At 60.2% G+C, this 22,593-nt stretch carries 18 protein-coding genes; 12 read left to right on the plus strand and 6 right to left on the minus strand.

The features are described from left to right. Positions 1 to 115: 115 nt before the first annotated feature. Positions 116 to 1,309, plus strand: a complete 1,194-nt coding sequence (pobA, locus tag F8N62_RS04315; RefSeq protein ID WP_150709794.1) for a 4-hydroxybenzoate 3-monooxygenase — start codon at positions 116 to 118, stop codon at positions 1,307 to 1,309. 77 nt (positions 1,310 to 1,386) lie between these two features. Then, on the plus strand, positions 1,387 to 2,904 hold the full coding sequence (locus tag F8N62_RS04320) for an MDR family MFS transporter (protein ID WP_150709795.1): 1,518 nt from the start codon (positions 1,387 to 1,389) through the stop codon (positions 2,902 to 2,904). An 87-nt stretch (positions 2,905 to 2,991) separates the two neighbouring features. Here F8N62_RS04320 and F8N62_RS04325 read toward each other — a convergent pair whose 3' ends face one another. The 4 genes from F8N62_RS04325 to F8N62_RS04340 all read right to left on the minus strand — a co-directional run bounded on the left by F8N62_RS04325 (position 2,992) and on the right by F8N62_RS04340 (position 6,908). Next, positions 2,992 to 3,840, minus strand: a complete 849-nt coding sequence (locus tag F8N62_RS04325; protein ID WP_150709796.1) for a cache domain-containing protein — start codon at positions 3,838 to 3,840, stop codon at positions 2,992 to 2,994. 154 nt (positions 3,841 to 3,994) lie between these two features. Then, positions 3,995 to 4,861, minus strand: a complete 867-nt coding sequence (locus tag F8N62_RS04330; RefSeq protein ID WP_150709797.1) for an ATPase — start codon at positions 4,859 to 4,861, stop codon at positions 3,995 to 3,997. 106 nt (positions 4,862 to 4,967) lie between these two features. Continuing rightward, positions 4,968 to 5,960, minus strand: coding sequence for an NAD-dependent epimerase/dehydratase family protein (locus F8N62_RS04335; protein ID WP_150709798.1), 993 nt, complete (start codon positions 5,958 to 5,960; stop codon positions 4,968 to 4,970). Between the two features lie 54 nt (positions 5,961 to 6,014). Further along, positions 6,015 to 6,908, minus strand: coding sequence for a LysR family transcriptional regulator ArgP (locus F8N62_RS04340; RefSeq protein WP_150709799.1), 894 nt, complete (start codon positions 6,906 to 6,908; stop codon positions 6,015 to 6,017). A gap of 96 nt (positions 6,909 to 7,004) precedes the next feature. Between F8N62_RS04340 and F8N62_RS04345 the strand changes: the two genes are divergently transcribed. From F8N62_RS04345 to F8N62_RS04395, 10 genes are all read left to right on the plus strand, one after another. Next, positions 7,005 to 7,406: an ACT domain-containing protein gene (locus tag F8N62_RS04345; protein ID WP_150709800.1), complete on the plus strand. Its 402-nt coding sequence runs from the start codon at positions 7,005 to 7,007 to the stop codon at positions 7,404 to 7,406. A gap of 5 nt (positions 7,407 to 7,411) precedes the next feature. Beyond that, a complete protein-coding gene (locus tag F8N62_RS04350) occupies positions 7,412 to 8,014 on the plus strand; it encodes a LysE/ArgO family amino acid transporter (RefSeq protein WP_150709801.1) in 603 nt (200 codons plus the stop codon). A gap of 176 nt (positions 8,015 to 8,190) precedes the next feature. Further along, on the plus strand, positions 8,191 to 8,787 hold the full coding sequence (locus tag F8N62_RS04355; protein WP_149419098.1) for a superoxide dismutase: 597 nt from the start codon (positions 8,191 to 8,193) through the stop codon (positions 8,785 to 8,787). Positions 8,788 to 9,606: 819 nt separating this feature from the next. Further along, on the plus strand, positions 9,607 to 11,658 hold the full coding sequence (locus F8N62_RS04365; protein WP_150709803.1) for a putative bifunctional diguanylate cyclase/phosphodiesterase: 2,052 nt from the start codon (positions 9,607 to 9,609) through the stop codon (positions 11,656 to 11,658). 245 nt (positions 11,659 to 11,903) lie between these two features. Continuing rightward, entirely contained in the window at positions 11,904 to 13,250 is a 1,347-nt protein-coding gene (locus tag F8N62_RS04370) for an imelysin family protein (protein WP_150709804.1), read from the plus strand. A gap of 237 nt (positions 13,251 to 13,487) precedes the next feature. Next, positions 13,488 to 14,915, plus strand: a complete 1,428-nt coding sequence (locus F8N62_RS04375) for a di-heme oxidoredictase family protein (protein ID WP_150709805.1) — start codon at positions 13,488 to 13,490, stop codon at positions 14,913 to 14,915. 27 nt (positions 14,916 to 14,942) lie between these two features. Then, positions 14,943 to 16,007, plus strand: coding sequence for an imelysin family protein (locus F8N62_RS04380; RefSeq protein WP_150709806.1), 1,065 nt, complete (start codon positions 14,943 to 14,945; stop codon positions 16,005 to 16,007). Between the two features lie 14 nt (positions 16,008 to 16,021). Beyond that, positions 16,022 to 17,119, plus strand: coding sequence for a DUF1513 domain-containing protein (locus tag F8N62_RS04385; protein ID WP_150709807.1), 1,098 nt, complete (start codon positions 16,022 to 16,024; stop codon positions 17,117 to 17,119). Positions 17,120 to 17,357: 238 nt separating this feature from the next. After that, a complete protein-coding gene (locus F8N62_RS04390; protein WP_150709808.1) occupies positions 17,358 to 18,506 on the plus strand; it encodes an efflux RND transporter periplasmic adaptor subunit in 1,149 nt (382 codons plus the stop codon). Between the two features lie 13 nt (positions 18,507 to 18,519). Beyond that, the gene (locus F8N62_RS04395; RefSeq protein WP_150709809.1) at positions 18,520 to 21,558 is read left to right on the plus strand and encodes a multidrug efflux RND transporter permease subunit; all 3,039 of its coding nucleotides are present in this window, start codon (positions 18,520 to 18,522) and stop codon (positions 21,556 to 21,558) included. A gap of 88 nt (positions 21,559 to 21,646) precedes the next feature. Here F8N62_RS04395 and F8N62_RS04400 read toward each other — a convergent pair whose 3' ends face one another. Further along, positions 21,647 to 21,874 (minus strand): hypothetical protein, encoded by a 228-nt coding sequence (locus F8N62_RS04400; protein ID WP_150709810.1) that lies wholly within the window; start codon positions 21,872 to 21,874, stop codon positions 21,647 to 21,649. Between the two features lie 2 nt (positions 21,875 to 21,876). Then, positions 21,877 to 22,590 carry a lipopolysaccharide kinase InaA family protein gene (locus F8N62_RS04405; RefSeq protein WP_150709811.1) on the minus strand — a complete coding sequence of 238 codons (714 nt, stop codon included), beginning with the start codon at positions 22,588 to 22,590 and terminating at the stop codon, positions 21,877 to 21,879. Between the last annotated feature and the right edge of the window lie 3 nt (positions 22,591 to 22,593).

Genomic DNA, 22,593 nt, shown 5'->3' on the forward strand with positions numbered 1-22,593 from the left:
ATCGGCTCAGTTTTCACCTTCAATTGACAGACCCGCAAGTGAAAAATGCAAGCACTCGATCCATAAAAAAAATCCACCGACCCTGGTCGCGTGCTGCTAGCGAGTCATAAAAACAATGAAAATGCTCAAGACCCAAATCGCCATTATCGGTGCCGGTCCCTCGGGTTTGTTGCTCGGCCAATTGCTGCACAACGCCGGGATCGACACCCTCATTCTTGAACGCCAGGCCCCGGACTACATACTCGGGCGAATCCGTGCGGGGGTCCTCGAACAAGGCATGGTAGAGCTGCTGCGGCAGGCTGGCGTGGGCCAACGCATGGACGCGGAAGGGCTGATCCACGGCGGTTTCGAACTGGCCCTCGACGGACGCCGGGTGCACATCGATCTGCACGCCCTCACCGGCGGCAAAACCGTGATGATCTATGGGCAGACCGAGGTGACCCGCGACCTGATGGCCGCTCGTCGGGAGGCGGGTGCGCAGACGATTTACCAAGCCAGCAACGTCGTGCCCCACGGCATGAAAACTGATGAACCGTTCGTGACGTTCGAAAAGGACGGCGAAACGTATCGGCTCGAGTGTGACTACATCGCCGGTTGCGACGGTTTTCATGGCGTGGCGCGGCAATCGATTCCTGCCGAAAACCTGAAAGTGTTTGAACGGGTTTATCCCTTCGGCTGGCTGGGGATTCTCGCCGACACGCCACCGGTTCACGAGGAACTTGTCTACGCCCGTCACGAGCGCGGTTTTGCGTTGTGCAGCATGCGTTCGGCGACCCGCACCCGTTATTACCTCCAGGTGCCTGCCGACGAGAACGTCGAGGACTGGTCTGACCAGCGTTTCTGGGATGAGCTCAAATCCCGACTGCCGGCCGCGCTGGCCGCGTCCCTGGTGACCGGCCCCTCCATCGAAAAAAGCATCGCGCCACTGCGCAGTTTTGTGGTCGAACCGATGCAGTACGGGCGGATGTTTCTGGTCGGCGACGCCGCGCACATCGTCCCGCCCACCGGCGCCAAAGGCCTGAATCTGGCGGCCAGTGACGTCAGTACGCTGTTCAATATCCTGCTGAAGGTTTACCGCGAAGGCCGTGTCGAACTGTTGGAGAAGTACTCCGAGGTCTGCCTGCGGCGGGTCTGGAAAGCCGAGCGGTTTTCCTGGTGGATGACCACGATGCTGCACCGCTTTGATGATCACGACGAGTTCAGCCAGCGCATCAGTGCGTCGGAGCTGGATTACTTTGTCAGCTCTGAAGCCGGTCGAAAAACCATTGCAGAAAACTACGTCGGGCTTGCGTACGAGGCTATCGAATAGCCTACTACCGACTTACACTGGCGAGCATCCCCGCTCGCCTTGCACCCTGCGGGCTCCTCACTGCCGCAGGTTTACCCGTGACCAATCTGAACCAGCCTGACACGCCCAAACCGGCGATCCGCAGCGTACTGATCGCCCTGATGCTGGCGATTTTTCTCGGTGCGCTGGACCAGACCATCGTCGCGGTATCGATGCCGGCCATTTCCGCGCAGTTCAAGGACGTCAGCCTGCTGGCCTGGGTGATTTCCGGTTACATGGTGGCGATGACGGTGGCGGTGCCGATCTACGGCAAACTGGGCGACCTCTACGGTCGGCGCAAGTTGATGCTGTTCGGCATGGGCCTGTTCACCGTCGCTTCGTTGTTCTGCGGGATGGCCCAGAGCATGGAGCAGTTGGTGCTGGCGCGGATCATTCAGGGCATCGGTGCCGGCGGGATGATTTCGGTCAGCCAGGCGATCATCGGCGACATCGTGCCGCCCCGCGAGCGGGGTCGCTATCAAGGCTATTTCAGCAGCATGTACGCGGTGGCTAGCGTGGCCGGCCCGGTGCTGGGCGGTTACATGACCGAATACCTGTCCTGGCGCTGGGTGTTTCTGATCAACCTGCCACTGGGCCTGGGCGCGTGGCTGGTGGCCAATCGCACGTTGGTGGGATTGCCGGTGCCGCAACGTAAACCGGTCATTGATTACTTCGGCACCGTGCTGATGATCATCGGCCTGACGGCCTTGTTGCTTGGCATTACTCAGGTCGGTCAGGGCCATGCATGGCGCAGCGCTGAAGTGCTGGGTTTGACGGGTTGCGCGGTGGCGGTACTTGCGTTGTTCGTCTGGCATGAACGCCGGGCGCGTGAGCCATTGTTGCCCATGCATCTGTTTGCCAACCGTAGTGCGATCCTGTGCTGGTGCACGATTTTCTTCACCAGTTTCCAGGCGATCTCGCTGATTGTGCTGATGCCCTTGCGCTTTCAGAGCGTGACCGGTGCCGGTGCCGACAGTGCTGCACTGCACTTGTTGCCACTGGCCATGGGCTTGCCGATCGGTGCGTATTTCGCCGGACGCCGGACTTCGGTGACGGGGCGATATAAACCGATGATCCTGACCGGCGCCGTGCTGATGCCGATTTCGATTGTCGGTATGGCGTACAGCCCGCCGCAGGCATTTTTGCTCAGCAGTCTGTTCATGCTGCTCAGCGGGATTGCGGGCGGCATGCAATTCCCAACTTCGCTGGTCGGTACGCAAAACTCGGTGGAACAGCGAGACATCGGCGTCGCCACCAGCACCACCAACCTGTTCCGCTCCCTGGGCGGTGCGGTGGGCGTGGCGTTGATGTCGGCGCTGTTGCTGGCGTTGCTCCAAGATTCCAGTTTCTCCCATTTGGCCGGCTCGACGCTGATTGCCGAGGGCCATTCGGGGAATGTCTTGCTCGACGGTCTGAATGCAGCGCCGGGGGACGCGCAGAATGCCTTGCGTGCCGAGCTGCTGCTGACCTTCCGGCATTTGTTGATGGTCAGTGCGGCCGTGTCGCTGCTGGGGTTGGCGGCGGCGATTGCGATGCCGAACATGCTTTTGCGGGGGCGGGAGGATACGGCTCGCTAAATCAAAAGATCGCAGCCTGCGGCAGCTCCTACAAGGGCGTGCGCACGCTCCTGTAGGAGCTGCCGCAGGCTGCGGATCTTTTAATTTTCAAGGGCTGTAATACCCGACAGCCACCAGAAAATGCCCGACCTTCTTCAGATACGCGTGCTTGTCCTCGACCTTGCCGGTGACCGGGTTTTTCCACCGATATTCATACTCGCCGTAATCCTGCTTGGCGATCAACGCCAGAATCGGCTCGCCCACGGGTTTGCCTTCAGGGTCTTTGATCTTGGAGAAATCGGTATTGATCAACCGCAGATTGGTGCCATGGGCGACATATCGCTGGGTATTCAAGTCGACAACGAACACATACAGGTCATCCTGCAAGTAACCGCCCTTCAAGGAATTGATCGCCGTCAGCGTGCCCTTTTCGTCCTTCGCCAGATCGGAGGCCGCCTTGTTCAGCAACGCCATTGCCTGCTCTGCCGACGCCCGTGGCAGGTAATAACCCACCGCCAGAATCCGTTGGCCGACCCGTTGATAGAACACATGCTTGCGTTCAACCTTGCCGTCGGACCAGTTCTGCCAGCGATACTCCGCCTGCTGAATGCCATTGCCCTCCGGCACTTTCAGCGCGTCCTTGAAGGCTTTCTGCAAATCCGGACCGAGCACGTCAGACACGTCGCGCCCGATCAGCGCCGATGAAGGCCCGCCGCTCGCGAGCATCACGCCTTTGGTGTCGACCACGAACACATAGCGGTCCTTGTCGACAAACTCGCCCTGACGACTGAACGCCGCAAACGCCTTGTCACCGTTGTCGTGGTAATAGGCCAGGGCTTTTTCCAGCAGTGCCCTGGCGGCCTGGCTGTCATCTTTCTCGGTCCCGGCGGCTTGAGCCTGACCCAGGCACAGCAACAACATCCCGCCCAGCAGCGCCAACCTATGCAAAAACCCCATTGCCCGTCCCTCGTTCCTGTCGGTGTTTCAAGAGCGTAGACGGCAATGGGGCATGTATGGATATTCAGCGAAGCGCAATCCATTGCAACAGGTTTATGTGGCGAGGGAGCTTGCTCCCGTTGGGGCGCGAAGCGGCCCCGAAACCCTCATCAGCTTACGGCCTGGCTCGCAATTGCTGCTGCAGATTCTGGATCTGCGCTTGCAGGGTGTTGATGTTGCGGGTGATCTGGCCACGGAAGGCATCGAATTCGGCAGTGTTGGACGAGGCCGCCGGGCGGTTGTCCTGCTGGCTTTTGAGCACGATCATGTCCTGTTCCAGACGTTCGATGGCGGCGCTCGGGTTGCCTTGTTTTTTCAGCGCAGCGATATCGGCGCTGAGGCTTTTGAGCTGTGCCTCAAATTTGTCAGTGTCCGCCGGGGTACTTTTAAGCGTGGCGACGTCGCCGGCCAAGGCTTTGAGCTGGGTCTGCAATTGAGTGTCGGCGCTCTGTTGCTCGGTGTTTTGGGCGGTAACTTGCTCCAGACGTTTATCCAGCTCTGCGGTTTGCGCGGTCATCTGCGCCAGGCGCTTGTCCAGCTCCGAGGTCTGGCCGACCACGCCTTGCTGCTGCTTGCTCTGATCCTGGAGCTTGCTTTCCAGTTGCCTGATTTGCAGCTTCAACGCTTCGCTGTCGCTGCTGACGTTGGTCTGACTGGCGACGACCTTGCCGGAAATGTCCTGCAAGCGCCCCGCCGCTTCCTCACTGATGCGGGCGAAACTTTCCTGGGTGGCCACCAGTTGCTGTTCCATCAGCGTGATCTGCTGAAAGCTCCACCAGGCAAGGCCGGCGAACGCAAATAACAGGGCGCCGACCAGTGCCCACAACGGACCGGTGCTCGCCGCTTTGACCCTGGCCACCGGCTGTGTGCGTGAGTGCACCTTGGTGCGCGCAGTGGTCGGGAAATCATCGTCGTCGAGAAGGTCGGCACGCAGGCTCGGTACATTGTCGAAGTCGTCGTTGGCATCGTTACGCATGGACATTGAGTCAACCTTTGTGGAACGCGGTGATGGCTTGATGCGGCAAAGTATAAACCCGTCGGCCGCAGCGATTGACCCCTGATTCCCGGACTCGGTTCAGTATCCGGTTTCAGCGAATGTCTTGAGCCTTCCACCAACTGCAGAATTCATCGAGGGCGGTCCAGAGACTGACCTTCGGATCGTAATCCAGATAATGCCGCGCACGGCTGATGTCCAGGGTGAAATTTTTGTTCATGACCTGCATCCCCAAACGGGACAGGGTGGGCTCCGGACGACCCGGCCACAGCTTGCACGCACCTTCGTTGAGCGCCGCCACCGTGTAAGCCAGACCGTAGGAACGGTAGCGGGTCACCTGTGGGACATCCATCTTGCGCATCACGTAATTGACCACGTCCCACAACGGGATCGGCGTGCCGTTGCTAATGTTGTAGGCCTTGCCCAACGCCGATCCGCTGGCCAGCAAGCTGCTGAGCAACGCCTCATTGAGATTTTGCACGCTGGTGAAATCGACCTTGTTCAAACCGTTGCCAACGATGGCCAGGCGGCCCTTGCGTTGCATCTTCAACAGCCGCGGAAAGATGCTCATGTCGCCCGCGCCGGTCACGAACCGCGGGCGCAGGGCCAGGGTTTCAAGGCCGAATTCCTGGGCTCCGAAGACTTTTTGTTCGGCGAGGTACTTGGTGGCGGCGTAGGGATGTTTGAAACGCTTCGGCACCTGTTCTTCAGTCAGGCCGAGATGATCGCGGCCATCGAAGTAGATCGACGGCGAAGACAAATGCACCAGCCGCCGGACCCGCTGTTTCAGGCAGCCCTCAACGACGTTCTCGGTCACCTGCACGTTGCCTTGATGGAAATCCTGATAACGCCCCCACACGCCAACCGCCCCGGCGCAATGCACCACGGCTTCGACATCGGCACACAGGTCGCGGGCCAGTTGCGGGTCGCTCAAGTCGCCCTGGATGAACTCGGCGCCACGGCGCACCAGGTGTTCGACGCTTTCGGCCCGGCGACCGTTGACCCGCACGTCCAGGCCCTGCTCCAGGGCAAAACGCGCAAAGCGTCCGCCGATGAAGCCGCTTGCGCCGGTGACCAGAATCTTCATGTAGTGCTCCGAATATTTCGTTTTGCGTAGTGCGTGAGGTCTTGACGCTGCCGGTCAAAGCAACGGCACCAGCCATTGCTTCGTCGAGCGCACCAATTGATCGGTCAGCAACCCCAGTAACTGACCGCCATTGCGCCAATGATGCCAGTACAGCGGCACGTCGATGGGCTTATCTGGCAAAAGCTCCACCAGAACGCCGCGCTCAAGCTGATCGCGCACCTGCAACTCCGGCACCAGCCCCCAGCCAAGGCCGGCTTCGGTCAGGCGAAGAAATCCTTCGGACGATGGGCACAAATGGTGCTCGAAACCGCCGTCTACGCCGAGAGACGCGAGGTAGCGATGCTGTAGGAAATCGTCCGGGCCAAACACCAGCGCCGGCGTTTTCGACAACAGATCGGCGCGAACACCTTGAGGAAAATGCCGGGCGATGAACGCCGGACTGGCTAACGCGCGATAACGCATCGCACCCAGCAAGACGCTGCGCCCACCGGCCACCGGCCGTTCGCTGGCACAGACACACGCCGCCACTTCTCCGGCACGCATACGCTTGAGGCCGACGTTCTGGTCTTCGACCACCAGATCGAGCAACAGGTGTTGCTCGGCGCAGAAGTCACCGACAGCCTGCGCCCACCACGTGGCCAGGCTGTCGGCGTTCAGGGCAATGCGCAGACGCTCCGGCAGGCCTTCTTCGTCCAGCGCCGGCACCAGAGTTTGCAGGTCGCGCTCGAGCAAACGCACCTGTTGCACATGGTTGAGCAGGCGCCGGCCGATTTCCGTCGGCGCCGGCGGCGTGACCCGCACCAGCACTGGTTGACCCACCCGCGCTTCGAGCAACTTGATGCGTTGGGAAATCGCCGATTGCGACAACCCCAGCACTTGAGCCGCGCGCTCGAATCCAGCTTGTTCCACCACGGCGGCCAACGCGGAGAGCAACTTATAGTCGAACATCAGTTTTCCTAATGGGCGATCAGCATGATTGGTTTTTCTTATACAGGTTTACAACGGAGAATGCCCGGCAAGAACTCTTGAACAAGGATCATCGACATGGCTGGCGAAACGTCATTGGCGACACTGCTGCGCAGCATGAGCCCGCACCTCAATGCCGGCGAATATGTGTTCTGCACACTGCGCGACGGCGTATTGCCGCCTGGCCTGGAGGTCGTTGGCAGCTTTCGCGAGCAGGAAGGTCTGACGGTGATTCTGGAACGGTCCCACGCCGAGAAGGCCGGGTTCAGCTTCGACTACGTCGCCGCCTGGATCACCCTGAACGTGCATTCGGCTTTGCAAGCCGTCGGCCTGACCGCCGCATTTGCCACGGCATTGGGTCAGGCCGGAATCAGTTGCAACGTGATCGCCGGTTACTACCACGATCATCTATTCGTCGGCCAGGCCGATGCCGATCACGCTATGGACGTCTTGCGGCAACTGGCTGCGAACGCGGAGTAAAACCTATGTGGCAAAGTTATGTGAACGGCCTGCTGGTGGCCGCCGGCCTGATCATGGCGATCGGCACCCAGAATGCGTTTGTGCTGGCCCAGAGCCTGCGGCGTGAACATCACCTGCCAGTGGCAGCCCTGTGTGTGACCTGCGATGCATTGCTGGTCGCCGCTGGCGTCTTCGGCCTGGCCACCGTGCTGGCGCAGAACCCGACATTGCTCGCCATCGCCCGTTGGGGGGGTGCGGCTTTCTTGTTGTGGTACGGCAGCCTTGCCCTGCGTCGGGCCTGCTCGAAGCAAAGCCTGCCACAGGGTGAAAACCAGACTGTGCGTTCACTGCGGGCGGTCATGCTCAGCGCGCTGGCGGTGACCCTGCTCAACCCACACGTTTATCTGGATACGGTGTTGTTGATCGGCTCCCTCGGCGCCCAGCAAACCGAACCCGGCGCTTATGTCGTGGGCGCCGCCAGTGCGTCGTTGTTGTGGTTCTTCACGCTGGCGCTGGGCGCTGCGTGGCTGGCGCCCTGGCTGGCCCGGCCGAGTACCTGGCGGATTCTCGATCTGCTCGTCGCCGTGATGATGTTCACCGTCGCCGGCCAACTAATCTTCTCTACCTGATTATTCCAAAAGGCTCTGGAACCTCTATTCCACACAGTTGTTGCGTGGTTATGCCGCACCCCCGGTGCTATGATCCGGTTCGATGCGCCGCAAAGAGTACAAACTCCCCGGCGCTTGTCTGGCCGCCCGTGATCGGCCTTGCGCTCACCGCAACTGACCTGATTAGGAGAATCATCATGGCTTTCGAATTGCCGCCGCTGCCTTACGCACACGATGCCCTGCAGCCGCACATTTCCAAGGAAACCTTGGAGTATCACCACGACAAGCACCACAACACCTACGTCGTGAACCTGAACAACCTGGTGCCAGGCACCGAGTTCGAAGGCAAGACTCTGGAAGAAATCGTCAAGTCTTCCTCGGGTGGCATCTTCAACAACGCCGCTCAAGTCTGGAACCACACTTTCTACTGGAACTGCCTGGCGCCAAACGCCGGCGGTCAACCAACCGGCGCACTGGCTGAAGCAATCAACGCTTCCTTCGGTTCGTTCGACAAGTTCAAAGAAGAATTCAGCAAAACTTCCATCGGCACCTTCGGTTCCGGTTGGGGCTGGCTGGTGAAAAAGGCTGACGGTTCCCTGGCCCTGGCCAGCACCATCGGCGCCGGCAACCCGCTGACCAGCGGTGACACCCCGCTGCTGACCTGCGACGTCTGGGAACACGCTTACTACATCGACTACCGCAACCTTCGTCCGAAATACGTCGAAGCGTTCTGGAACCTGGTCAACTGGAAATTCGTGGCTGAGCAGTTCGAAGGCAAAACCTTTACTGCTTAAGATCGATGCCAGTCAAGAAACCCGGCTTTTTGCCGGGTTTTTTTATGGGCTTGGGAAACCTCAGCAAGTACAACCAGAGGAAACGGGTGGTCTGGCAGGCCGTCTTCGCGAGCAGGCTCGCTCCCACAATGGAATGCGGAAACCCAACCAAAACACGAGGCCGAGCGTTAGCTCGCCTTGCGCTTTTGATCCTGCTTTTGATTTTGATCTGCCCGCCCCTTCGGAAGGCCAAGTGGAGGTTCTGCGCAGTGGGCAACCCGGCATGGATGCCGGGTTAGCCGCCCTTGGCCATGGATGGCCGATGGCGGCGGGCCCACGGAGCAGGACCGGGAACGAGGGTACGCCGAGCTTTAGCGAGGGGCCGGACGCCGGGGCGAGCCTTTTTGGGTACTTTTTTGGCGTTTGAAAAAAGTGCCTCGCCGTAAGGGCGAAACCGTCAGTGGCCGTTACCGCAGAAATGGATATGTACAACAGGGAGAACATGGTCGGCTGTCAGGCCGTCATCGCGGGCAAGCCAGCTCCTACAGAGTGAAGCCGCAACAAGGGAGGCAATTTCCCACACTGAAACCAGCCTTAAGCCCCTTGCCCCAACGCCACAGCCGTCTAACATCAAGCAAATGGAAAAAATCTCCCGATCCCCCTCAAGTTGAAGGACTCGACTACCGACACAGTACTAATAGGCGAAAACCCCAGGCAACAGCATTTCGGCCAACCAACAGGCTTATCCCCCTGTGTTTGATTGTCCCTTTGACTGCCATCACCGGATTGCCAATACTCATGGCAACTTGATGCTACCTGCACGGAACAAGGAATGACTCTTTGAAGCTGGAACTCAAGAACAGCTTGTCGGTGAAGTTGCTCAGGGTTGTGCTCCTGTCGGCATTGATCGTCGGCGTAGTCTTGAGCTGCGCGCAGATCGTTTTCGATGCTTATAAAACACGCCAGGCCGTGGCCGGTGATGCCCAGCGCATCCTCGACATGTTCCGCGACCCTTCGACCCAGGCCGTCTACAGTCTGGACCGGGAAATGGGCATGCAGGTTATCGAAGGCCTGTTTCAGGACGACGCCGTGCGCCAGGCGTCCATCGGCCATCCCAACGAAGCGATGCTCGCGCAAAAATCCCGTGACTTGCAGCATTCCAACAGTCGCTGGCTGACCGACCTGATTCTGGGCAAGGAACGCACTTTCACCACCCAATTGGTCGGCCGTGGTCCCTACAGCGAGTATTACGGCGACCTGAGCATCACCCTCGACACCGCCACCTACGGGCAAGGGTTTATCGTCAGCTCGGTGATCATTTTCATTTCCGGCGTATTGCGTGCCCTGGCCATGGGGCTGGTGCTGTACCTGGTCTATCACTGGCTACTGACCAAACCGCTGTCGCGGATCATTGAGCACCTGACCGAAATCAACCCGGATCGCCCCAGCGAACACAAGATTCCGCAACTCAGGGGCCACGAGAAAAACGAACTGGGCATCTGGATCAACACCGCCAACCAGTTACTCGAGTCCATCGAACGCAACACCCATTTGCGCCACGTAGCGGAAAACAGCCTGCTGCGCATGGCCCAGTACGATTTCCTCACCGGGCTGCCGAACCGCCAGCAATTGCAGCAACAGCTGGACAAAATCCTCACCGACGCCGGCAAGCTGCAGCGCCGGGTCGCGGTGCTGTGCGTCGGCCTCGATGACTTCAAAGGCATCAACGAACAGTTCAGCTACCAGACCGGCGACCAACTGCTGCTGGCCCTGGCCGATCGCTTGCGCGCGCACAGCGGTCGCCTTGGCGCCCTTGCCCGCCTCGGGGGTGACCAGTTCGCGCTGGTTCAGGCCGACATCGAACAACCTTATGAAGCGGCCGAACTGGCGCAAAGCATTCTCGATGACCTGGAAGCGGCCTTCGCCCTCGATCATCAGGAGATTCGCCTGCGCGCCACCATCGGCATCACCCTGTTCCCCGAGGACGGTGACAGCACCGAGAAACTGCTGCAAAAGGCCGAGCAGACCATGACCCTGGCCAAGACCCGCTCGCGCAACCGTTATCAGTTCTATATCGCCAGCGTCGACACCGAAATGCGCCGCCGTCGCGAACTGGAAAAAGACCTGCGCGACGCCCTCACCCGCGACCAGTTCTACCTCGTCTATCAACCGCAGATCAGCTATCGCGATCATCGGGTGGTCGGCGTCGAGGCGTTGATTCGCTGGCAGCATCCCGAGCACGGGCTAGTGCCGCCAGACCTGTTCATCCCGCTGGCCGAGCAGAACGGCACCATCATCGCCATCGGCGAATGGGTGCTGGACCAGGCCTGCAAACAATTGCGCGACTGGCATGACCAGGGCTTCACCGACCTGCGCATGGCGGTGAACCTGTCCACCGTGCAACTGCACCACGCCGAGCTGCCGCGAGTGGTCAACAACCTGTTGCAAATGTACCGCCTACCACCGCGTAGCCTGGAGCTGGAAGTCACTGAAACCGGCCTGATGGAAGACATCAGCACCGCCGCCCAGCACCTGCTGAGTCTGCGTCGCTCCGGCGCGCTGATCGCCATCGACGACTTCGGCACCGGATATTCATCGCTGAGCTATCTGAAAAGCCTGCCGCTGGACAAGATCAAGATCGACAAGAGCTTCGTTCAGGACCTGCTCGACGACGACGACGATGCGACCATCGTTCGCGCCATCATCCAGCTGGGAAAAAGCCTGGGTATGCAGGTGATTGCCGAAGGCGTGGAAACCGCCGAGCAAGAGGCTTACATCATCTCCGAAGGCTGCCATGAAGGTCAGGGTTACTTCTACAGCAAGCCGCTGCCGGCGCGAGAACTGGGCGCCTACCTGAAACTGGCCCAGCGCAGTAACGCGGCTATTTTGTAGGATTGAAAGATCGCAGCCTCGTTTCTCTCGACAGCTCCTACAACAATCACGCCTCTATGCAGGAGCTGCGTAGGAGCTGTCGAGAGAAACGAGGCTGCGATCTTTTGATCCACCCCCGCACATCTCGCAAATAAGAAATATTTCCAGCCACAACCCTTTACACATAATGCGAAAGATTTGCATTATGTCGCAGCTTTGCGCGCTAGCAGCGCCATTCCACCCCCTCTCGAAGCAGGATGTTCGCCATGATTCGTATGCCTCTGGCTACCGCCAGTCTGTTGGCCATCGCTATTTCCCTCGCCGGTTGTGGCGAAGGCAAAGACAAAGCTGCCGCCCCGGCACCGACTCCAGCCACCACCACCGCCCCGGCCCCCGCCGTTGCGCCGGCGGCTACCGGTAAAGTCGACGAAGCCGCTGCCAAAGCCGTTGTCGCGCATTACGCCGACATCGTCTTCGCCGTTTACAGCGATGCCGAATCCACCGCGAAAACCCTGCAAACCGCCGTCGACGCCTTCCTCGCCAAGCCGAACGCCGACACCCTGAAAGCCGCCAAGGCGGCCTGGGTCGCTGCTCGCGTTCCTTACCTGCAGAGCGAAGTGTTCCGCTTCGGCAACACCATCATCGACGACTGGGAAGGTCAGGTGAATGCCTGGCCACTGGACGAAGGCCTGATCGACTACGTCGACAAGTCCTACGAGCACGCACTGGGTAACCCGGGCGCAACGGCCAACATCATCGCCAACACTGAAGTCCAGGTCGGCGAAGACAAGATCGACGTCAAAGACATCACCCCGGAAAAACTCGCCAGCCTGAACGAATTGGGCGGTTCCGAGGCCAACGTCGCCACCGGTTACCACGCCATCGAATTCCTGCTCTGGGGCCAGGACCTGAACGGCACTGGCCCGGGCGCTGGCAACCGTCCTGCATCCGACTATCTGGAAGGCAAGGGCGCTACCGGCGGCCACAATGATCGTCGTCGCGCGTACCTGAAATCCGTGACCCAACTGCTGGTCAGCGACCTGGAAGAAATGGTCGGTAACTGGAAGCCGAACGTGGCCGACAACTACCGCGCCACCCTGGAAGCGGAACCGGCTGAAAGCGGCCTGCGCAAAATGCTCTTCGGCATGGGCAGCCTGTCGCTGGGCGAACTGGCCGGCGAACGCATGAAGGTTTCCCTGGAAGCCAACTCTCCGGAAGACGAACACGATTGCTTCAGCGACAACACCCACAACTCGCAGTTCTACGATGCCAAAGGCATCCGGAACGTGTACCTGGGCGAATACACCCGCGCCGACGGCAGCAAAATGACCGGCGCCAGCCTGTCGTCCCTGGTGGCCAAAGCCGACCCGGCTGCAGACACCGCGCTGAAAGCCGACCTGGCTGCGACCGAAGCGAAGATGCAGGTCATCGTCGATCACGCCAACAAGGGTGAGCACTACGACCAGTTGATCGCCGCCGGTAACACCGCTGGCAACCAGATCGTTCGCGACGCCATCGCCTCCCTGGTCAAGCAGACCGGTTCGATCGAAGCCGCCGCTGGCAAGCTGGGCATCAGCGACCTGAACCCGGACAACGCTGATCACGAGTTCTGATCAACGCTGGCTGAATAAAGAGGCGACCTTCGGGTCGCCTTTTTGTTTTCACCCATGCTGTTTAAAGGATCGCAGCCTTCGGCAGCTCCTACAGGGGAATGCATGCTTCTGTAGGAGCTGCCGAAGGCTGCGATCTTTTCTTGCCCCCGCATCAACCAAACGATAATTCCTCTTATTCAATCTCCCCTGCCCTGTTAGACTTTGCGCCCTTGTTTTGCTCGTCTTGCAGGATGTCTGATGCCCTCGCTGCTTCTTCGCTTATCCGCACTGTTGCTGGCCCTGGGCCTGAGTGCCTGCGATGACGCCCCGCGTTTTACCCAAGCCGAACCCGGTGAAGCCCGGTCCGGTGGCAGCGCAACCGTGCGCAAGACCGACCAGAACGCGTTCTCCCTGCCCTCCGCCAACCTGCCGCCCTCCCGGCGCGTGGATTTCAGCGTCGGCAACAGTTTCTTTCGCAACCCTTGGGTGATCGCCCCGTCGACCACCACCGCCCGCGATGGCCTCGGCCCGTTGTTCAACACCAATGCCTGCCAGAACTGCCACATCAAGGACGGTCGCGGTCATCCGCCGACACCGGGTGCGGCGAATGCGGTGTCGATGCTGGTGCGGCTGTCGATCCCCGATGCACCGGCCTACGCAAAAGTCATCGAACAACTCGGTGTGGTACCGGAGCCAATCTACGGCGGGCAATTCCAGGACATGGCCGTTCCCGGCGTCGTCCCGGAGGGCAAGATGCGCGTCGATTACACGCCGGTGCCGGTGCGCTTCAAGGACGGCACGCACATCGAGTTGCGCAAACCCGTTCTGAACATCACCCAGTTGGGCTACGGCCCGATGCACCCCGATACCCGTTTCTCCGCCCGTATCGCGCCGCCGATGATCGGCCTCGGCTTGCTTGAAGCGATCCCGGACGAAGCGATCCTCGCCAATGCCCAGGCGCAGGCCAAAGAAAACAACGGCATCGCCGGCCGCCCGAACCGGGTCTGGGATGACGCCCAACAGAAAACCGTACTCGGTCGGTTTGGCTGGAAAGCCGGCCAGCCAACCCTCAATCAGCAAAACGTCCACGCGTTTTCAGGTGACATGGGCCTTACCACTAGCCTGAGACCGATTGACGACTGCACCGACACGCAAACTGCGTGCAAGCAGGCGCCCAACGGCAACGGTGCGGACGGCGAGCCGGAAGTCAGCGACAACATCCTGCGTCTGGTGTTGTTCTACAGCCGAAACCTCGCCGTACCGGCCCGCCGCAATGTCGGCGCGCCTGAAGTGCTGGCCGGGAAAAATCTGTTTTTCCAGGCCGGCTGCCAGTCCTGCCACACACCGAAATACACCACCGCCGCCAACGCTGCCGAACCCGAACTGGCCAATCAAGTGATTCGCCCATACAGCGATTTGCTGCTGCACGACATGGGCGACGGCCTGGCTGACAATCGCAGCGAATTCCAGGCCGGTGGCCGCGACTGGCGTACCCCGCCGTTGTGGGGCATTGGCCTGACACAGACGGTCAGTGGCCACACCCAGTTTTTACATGACGGCCGCGCCCGCAACCTGCTCGAAGCCGTGCTCTGGCATGGCGGCGAAGCATCAGCGGCGCAGCAACAGGTTTTGTCTTTCAATGCCGAGCAGCGCGCTGCGTTGCTGGCGTTTTTGAATTCCCTTTAATACGCGTTAACTCAGCGGGAGCCTCACATGTTCCGTCCCAAGTTGTTGTTCACCAGCCTTGCCGCGCTCGCCCTCGGCGCCTGCTCCCCGCAGGATCCGCAGGCCGTTACCTCGGCAGCCATCGCCAAGTCGGTGATTCTGCCGACCTACACCCGCTGGGTTGAAGCCGATCGCCAATTGGCCGTGAGTGCGCTGGCCTACTGCGAAGGCAAGGAAAACCTCGACACCGCCCGTGCCGATTTCCTGCACGCGCAAAAAGCCTGGGCCGAGTTGCAGCCGCTGCTGATCGGGCCGCTGGCCGAGGGCAATCGCGCCTGGCAAGTGCAGTTCTGGCCGGACAAGAAAAACCTTGTTGGCCGTCAAGTCGAGCAACTGGTGACCGCGCAGCCGCAGATCGATGCCGCCGCGCTGGCCAAATCCAGCGTCGTGGTGCAAGGCCTGTCCGCCTATGAATACATCCTGTTCGACAGCAAACCCGACGTCGCCAATGAACAGCAGAAAGCCAAGTATTGCCCACTGCTCAAAGCCATCGCCGAACGGCAGAAACTGCTCGCCGAAGACATTCTGAAAAGCTGGAACAACACCGACGGCATGCTCGCGCAGATGAGCAAGTTTCCGAACCAGCGCTACGCCGATTCCCACGAAGCCATCGCCGATCTGCTGCGGGTACAAGTCACCGCCCTCGACAGCCTGAAGAAAAAACTCGGCACGCCGATGGGCCGCCAGAGCAAGGGTGTGCCGCAACCGTTCCAGGCCGATGCATGGCGCAGCCAGTCGTCCCTGAGCGGTTTCGAAGCCAGCCTCGCCGCCGCCAAAACGGTGTGGGAAGGCGTCGACAACAAAGGCCTGCGCGGCTTGTTGCCGAGCGAGCAGAAACCTTTGGCCGACAAGATCGACGCCGCTTACACCGCATCGCTGAAACTGTTCGCCAGCAACCAGCGCTCGCTGACCGAAATGCTCAACGACGACGCCGGTCGCCAGCAACTCAACGACCTCTACGACAGCCTCAACGTCGTCCACCGCCTGCACGAAGGCGAACTGGCCAAGGCGCTGGGCATCCAACTGGGCTTCAACGCCAACGACGGTGACTGATGAGGGCAAGTGCCATGCTGCGACGACAGGCTCTGACGTTAGGTAGTTTGCTGCTGGGAGCAGTGACGCTGGGCGGCTGGACGCTGTTCAAGCAAAAGGACCAGAGCCCGCTGCTGCTCTCGGCGCGGGACGATGGCGACGGCAAGCATTACGCCGTCGGTTATCGGCTGGACGGCACCCGGGTGTTCGCCACCCAGGTCGGCCAGCGATGCCACGACATCATCAACCACCCGACACTGCCGATCGCATTGTTCGTTGCCCGGCGCCCGGGCACCGAAAGTTACCTGATCGACCTGCGTGACGGCGCGCTGCTGCAGACTGTGGCGTCGTTGCCGAACCGGCATTTCTACGGTCACGCGGTGATTCACAAAAGCGGCGACTGGCTGTACGCCACCGAGAACGACACCTCCGATCCGGGGCGTGGCTTGCTCGGGGTCTACAAGTTCGAAGGTGAGCGGCTGGTACACAGCGGCGAACTGTCGACCCACGGCATCGGCCCGCATCAGGTGTCGTGGATGCCCGATGGCGAAACCCTGGTGGTGGCTAACGGCGGCATCCGCACCGAGGCCGAAAGCCGGGTCGAGATGAACCTCAACGCCATGGAACCGAGCCTGGTGCTGATGCAACGCGACGGCACGTTGATCAGCAAGGAAACCTTGCCCCAGCAGATGAACAGCGTGCGGCATCTGGGAATCGCCAGCGACGGCACCATCGTCGCCGGTCAGCAATTCATGGGGCCGTCCCACGAGTCATCGGAACTGCTGGCGATCAAGCGTCCGGGCCAAGCGTTCGTGGCGTTCCCGGTGCCCGAGCATCAGTTGCAGGCCATGGGGCATTACACCGCCAGCGTTGCGGTGCACAGCGACTTGCGCCTGGTCGCGTTGACCGCGCCACGGGGCAACCGCTTTTTTATCTGGGACCTGGACAGCGGCGAAGTGCGCCTGGATGCGCCGCTTCCCGATTGCGCCGGAGTCGGCGCCGTGGCTGACGGCTTTGTCGTGACCTCGGGTCAGGGCCGCTGCCGGTACTACGATTGCCGCCAGGCAGATCTGGTTGCAAAACCGCTGGAGCTTCCGGCTGGGCTTTGGGATAACCACCTGCATCTCATCTGACATCACCTCCCTAATGGTGGATTTACCCTGTGGCGAGGGAGCTTGCTCCCGCTGGACTGCGTAGCAGTCCCATTTTTCAGGGCCGCTGCGCAGCCCAGCGGGAGCAAGCTCCCTCGCCACAGCGGTTGTCTTCGACGCATTGCGTGCTCACCTGTAAGAAGTGGCAGTTGGAATACCCTGCGCACTCAGAGTAATGTGCCCGACAGTCTCACCTGATTTTCTCCAAGGAAGTGGAAATATGCTGCGTCGCCGCATGCTGATCATGTTGGGTATTGTTCTGCTGATCGTGCTGGTACTGGCCGCTTACAAAGCCTTCTCCATCTACACGATGATCCAGGGCTTCTCCGCGCCGAAACCGCCGATTAGCGTCGCCGTGGCCACGGCCGCCGAACAACCGTGGCAGGCCCGTCTGCCTACCGTCGGCACGCTTACGGCGCTGCAAGGCGTGGACCTGAGCCTGGAGACTGACGGCACCGTCATCGATTTGCAGTTCGAGTCAGGGCAGAAGGTCAAGGCCGGTCAGCCATTGCTGCGCCTCGACAGCGCCGTGGAAAATGCCTTGCTGGAAACTGCCCAGGCCGACCTCGGACTGGCCCAGCTCGATTACGGTCGCGGTAGCCAACTGGTGGGCAGCCAGGCCATTTCCAAAGGCGAATTCGACCGTCTTTCGGCTGTGCTGAAAAAGAGCAAAGCCACGGTTAATCAACTCAAGGCTGCCCTCGGTAAAAAAAGCATCGTTGCACCCTTCAGCGGCACCATCGGTATTCGTCAGGTCGACGTTGGCGACTACCTTGCCAGCGGCACCATGGTTGCCACCCTGCAAGACCTCAGCAGCCTCTACGTCGACTTTTTCGTGCCCGAACAGTCGGTACCGAAGATCACCATCGGCCAGCCGGTTGAAATTGTCGTCGCGGCGTACCCCTCCGAGACCTTTCCCGGCACCATCAGCGCGATCAACCCGAAAGTCGAAAACAGCACCCGCAACGTGCAGGTTCGCGCGACCCTGGCCAACCCCGACGGCAAGTTGTTGCCGGGCATGTTCGCCAGCCTGCAAGTCATGCTGCCAAACCCGCAGCCGCGCATCGTCGTACCGGAAAGCGCAATCACCTACACGCTGTACGGCAACTCGCTCTACGTCGTCGCGCAGAAAAAAACCGAAGACGGCGCGCTGGAAAAAAACGACAAGGGTGAACCGGTGCTGATCGCCGAACGCCGTTTCATTGAAACCGGCGAACGCCGCGACGGTGTGGTGATGATTACCAAAGGTGTGCAGAACGGCGAAAAAGTGGTCACGGCCGGCCAGATCAAACTGGACAACGGCGCGCACATTGCCATCAGCGACGACAAGACTTTAGCCGAGAAGAACAGCCCGCCGCGCGCGGACTGATCAAGGAATCCCCATGGCTTTTACCGACCCGTTCATCCGCCGCCCGGTGCTCGCCACCGTGGTCAGCCTGTTGATTGTGCTGCTGGGTTTCCAGGCCTGGAGCAAGCTGCCGCTGCGCCAGTATCCGCAAATGGAAAACGCCCTGATCACGGTCACCACCGCCTACCCCGGGGCCAACGCCGAAACGATCCAGGGCTACATCACGCAACCGATGCAACAGAGCCTGGCCAGCGCCGAGGGCATCGACTACATGACGTCGGTCAGTCGCCAGAACTTCTCGGTGATCTCGATCTACGCGCGCATCGGTTCCAACAGCGACCGGTTGTTCACCGAGCTGCTGGCCAAGGCCAACGAGGTGAAAAACCAGCTGCCCCAGGATGCCGAAGACCCGGTGCTAAGCAAGGAAGCCGCCGACGCCTCGGCGCTGATGTACATCAGTTTCTTCAGCAAGGAGCTGAGCAACCCGCAGATCACCGACTACCTGTCGCGGGTCATCCAGCCCAAGCTCGCGACCCTGCCGGGCATGGCCGAAGCCGAAATTCTCGGCAATCAGGTGTTCGCCATGCGCCTGTGGCTGGACCCGGTCAAGCTCGCCGGGTTCGGCCTGAGCGCCAGCGACGTGACCAACGCGGTGCGCCAGTACAACTTCCTCTCCGCTGCCGGCGAAGTGAAAGGCGAGTACGTGGTCACCAGCATCAACGCCAACACCGAACTGAAATCCGCTGAAGCGTTTGCGGCCATTCCGCTCAAGGTCGATGGCGACAGTCGCGTGCTGCTCAGCGATGTCGCGCGGGTGGAAATGGGCGCGGAAAACTACGACAGCATCAGCTCGTTCGGTGGCACGCCATCGGTGTACATCGGCATCAAGGCTACGCCGGGCGCCAACCCGCTGGACGTGATCAAGGAAGTGCGCAAGATCATGCCGGACCTTGAGGCCCAGCTCCCGCCGAACCTCAAGGGTGAAATCGCCTACGACGCCACGCTGTTCATCCAGGCCTCGATCGACGAAGTGGTGAAAACCCTGTTCGAAGCGGTGCTCATCGTGATCATAGTGGTGTTTCTGTTCCTCGGCGCCCTGCGTTCAGTGATCATCCCGGTGGTGACCATTCCACTGTCGATGATCGGCGTGATGTTCTTCATGCAGATGATGGGCTACTCGATCAATCTGCTGACCCTGCTCGCGATGGTATTGGCCATCGGCCTGGTGGTGGACGATGCCATCGTGGTGGTGGAAAACATTCACCGGCACATCGAGGAAGGCAAGACGCCGCTGGATGCGGCCATCGAAGGTGCCCGGGAAATCGCCATGCCGGTGGTGTCGATGACCATCACCCTGGCAGCGGTCTATGCGCCGATCGGCTTCCTCACCGGCCTCACCGGGGCGCTGTTCAAGGAATTCGCCCTGACCCTGGCCGGAGCGGTGGTGATCTCCGGCATCGTTGCCCTGACGTTGTCGCCGATGATGTGCGCCTTTCTGCTGCGTCACGACGAAAATCCCAGCGGTCTGGCGCATCGCCTCGACCTGATATTCGAAGGCCTCAAGCGCCGTTATCAACGGATGTTGCACGGCACGCTCAACACCCGGCCGGTGGTGCTGGTGTTCGCGGCGATCGTGCTGTGCCTGATCCCGGTGCTGCTCACCTTCACCAAATCGGAACTGGCGCCGGACGAGGATCAGGGCATCATTTTCATGCTGGCCAATGCCCCGCAACCGACCAACCTCAATTATCTGAACACCTACACCGACGAATTCATTTCGATTTTCAAAGAGTTTCCCGAGTACTACTCGTCGTTCCAGATCAATGGATTCAACGGCGTGCAGTCGGGGATCGGCGGTTTCCTGCTGAAACCGTGGAACGAGCGCGACCGTACGCAAATGGCAATCCTGCCCAAGGTCCAGAGCAAACTGGAAAGCATTCCCGGCCTGCAGATTTTCGGCTTCAACCTGCCCTCTTTGCCCGGCACCGGTGAAGGGTTGCCGTTTCAATTCGTGGTCAATACCGCCAACGACTACGAGTCGCTGCTGCAAGTGATGGACCGGGTGAAAAAGCGTGCGATGGAGTCCGGCAAATTCGCCTTCGTCGACGTTGACCTGGCGTTCGACAAGCCCGAAGTCGTGGTCGATATCGATCGGGCCAAGGCGGCGCAGATGGGTGTGTCGATGCAGGATCTGGGCGGCACACTGGCGACATTGCTGGGTGAAGCGGAAATCAACCGTTTCACTATTGAAGGGCGCAGCTACAAGGTCATCGCGCAGGTCGAACGGCCGTTCCGCGACAACCCCGACTGGCTGAACAACTATTACGTGAAGAACACCAAGGGCGAGCTGCTGGCACTGTCGACCTTGATCACCGTGACCGACCGGGCGCGTCCACGCCAGTTGAACCAGTTCCAGCAGCTCAACTCGGCGATCCTGTCCGGGGTTCCGCTGGTCAGCATGGGTGAAGCCCTCGACGCCGTACGCCAGATCGCCCGGGAAGAAGCGCCGGCCGGTTATGCCATCGACTATGCCGGCGCTTCGCGGCAATACATTCAGGAAGGCAGCGCGCTATGGGTGACGTTTGCCCTGGCTCTGGCGATCATTTTCCTGGTGCTGGCAGCGCAGTTCGAAAGCTTCCGCGACCCGCTGGTGATTCTGGTGACGGTGCCGCTGTCGATCTGCGGCGCGTTGATTCCGCTGTTCCTCGGCTGGTCGAGCATGAACATTTACACCCAGGTGGGATTGGTGACGCTGATCGGCCTGATCAGTAAACACGGGATCCTGATCGTCGAGTTCGCCAACCAGCTGCGCAAGGAAAAAGGCCTGACAGCGCGCGAGGCCGTAGAGGAAGCGGCGGCCATTCGCCTGCGCCCGGTACTGATGACCACTGCCGCAATGGTGTTCGGCATGGTGCCGCTGATCATCGCCACGGGTGCCGGCGCCGTCAGCCGATTCGACATCGGCACGGTGATCGCCACGGGGATGTCGATCGGGACGTTGTTTACGTTGTTTGTATTGCCGTGCGTGTACACGCTACTGGCTAAACCCGACAAACCTCAAGAACACGCATAATCCCCCCTGTGGGACAGCTCAAGACTTCAAATTTTGCGCGAAAAAAAGCCTCGCATTTGCGAGGCCTTTTATTTGGGCTTCAATCGGGTCAACTCTGCGGCCTCAGTCCTTGAGAAAGTCCGAACATGAACAGCAACAAATCATGATCGGGTTGGGTTGCAACGGATGCCTTTGCAACCCGCGGCATCGGACAACGCGCGTCCCCGTTTAGAGCACTGAGGACTTGCGTGCGGGGCTGCTCCCAAGCCGCCACCGCCATTGAAGCAACTGCCAAGGCTCCTATTAAAAACAAACCTCGTGCAATTTCGAGTTTCATTACTATAAACCCTTGATAGCGCTGCCAAACGCTGTCTCATAAAGGTAGACGAGTTTCTTCCAGTCCGCCGTGCTGAACGACGAATGGCGGCGCAGCTGCTTCAAGTCATGGGAGGCAGCGCTGTAGGCAGTTAAACGCTGGCGGCATTTCTCCAGGTCGATCAACGCCACCTCGACGGTGGCAGCCTCGCCTTCACCTGTCACCCGTACGAATACGTGCTTGATGTAGATGCAACTGTGCTGCCAGCGGCCCTTGTGCATGCGGGCCAAATTGTCCGCCAGATCCTTCAGCACGCGATCGTGTACCGCTTCACCATGCCGCTCGCGTCCGCCACCGGCGTACCAGTGCTGGATTTCCACGAAACCGTCCAGTGACTTGGTCACCAGCAACGCGCGCCATTTGTGAACCGGATCGCGCTGTGCGCCGCAGAAAACGATTTCCGGAACACGCACGCCAATGCGCCGCAACCCGATCAGTGCATCCTGTTCGCGCAACACCGTCGGCCGACCAAACGGGTGCAGCCAACTGCGATAGATATGCCCGGTCTGGCGCTTGGTGTAGAGCAGTTGCCCATCGGCAGCCGTGACGCGCTGCACGCCACTTTCACCACCCCGACGGACATTGGGTTCTTCAACCCATTCACCGCGCTGATTCCAGAAATAGTCGAAGCGATCCTGGGACGCGACGTCCGTTTCTGCTGCACATTGCACTGCCATCCT

It is taken from the genome of Pseudomonas fluorescens (genome assembly GCF_902497785.1).
Classification (GTDB): domain Bacteria; phylum Pseudomonadota; class Gammaproteobacteria; order Pseudomonadales; family Pseudomonadaceae; genus Aquipseudomonas; species Aquipseudomonas fluorescens_BO.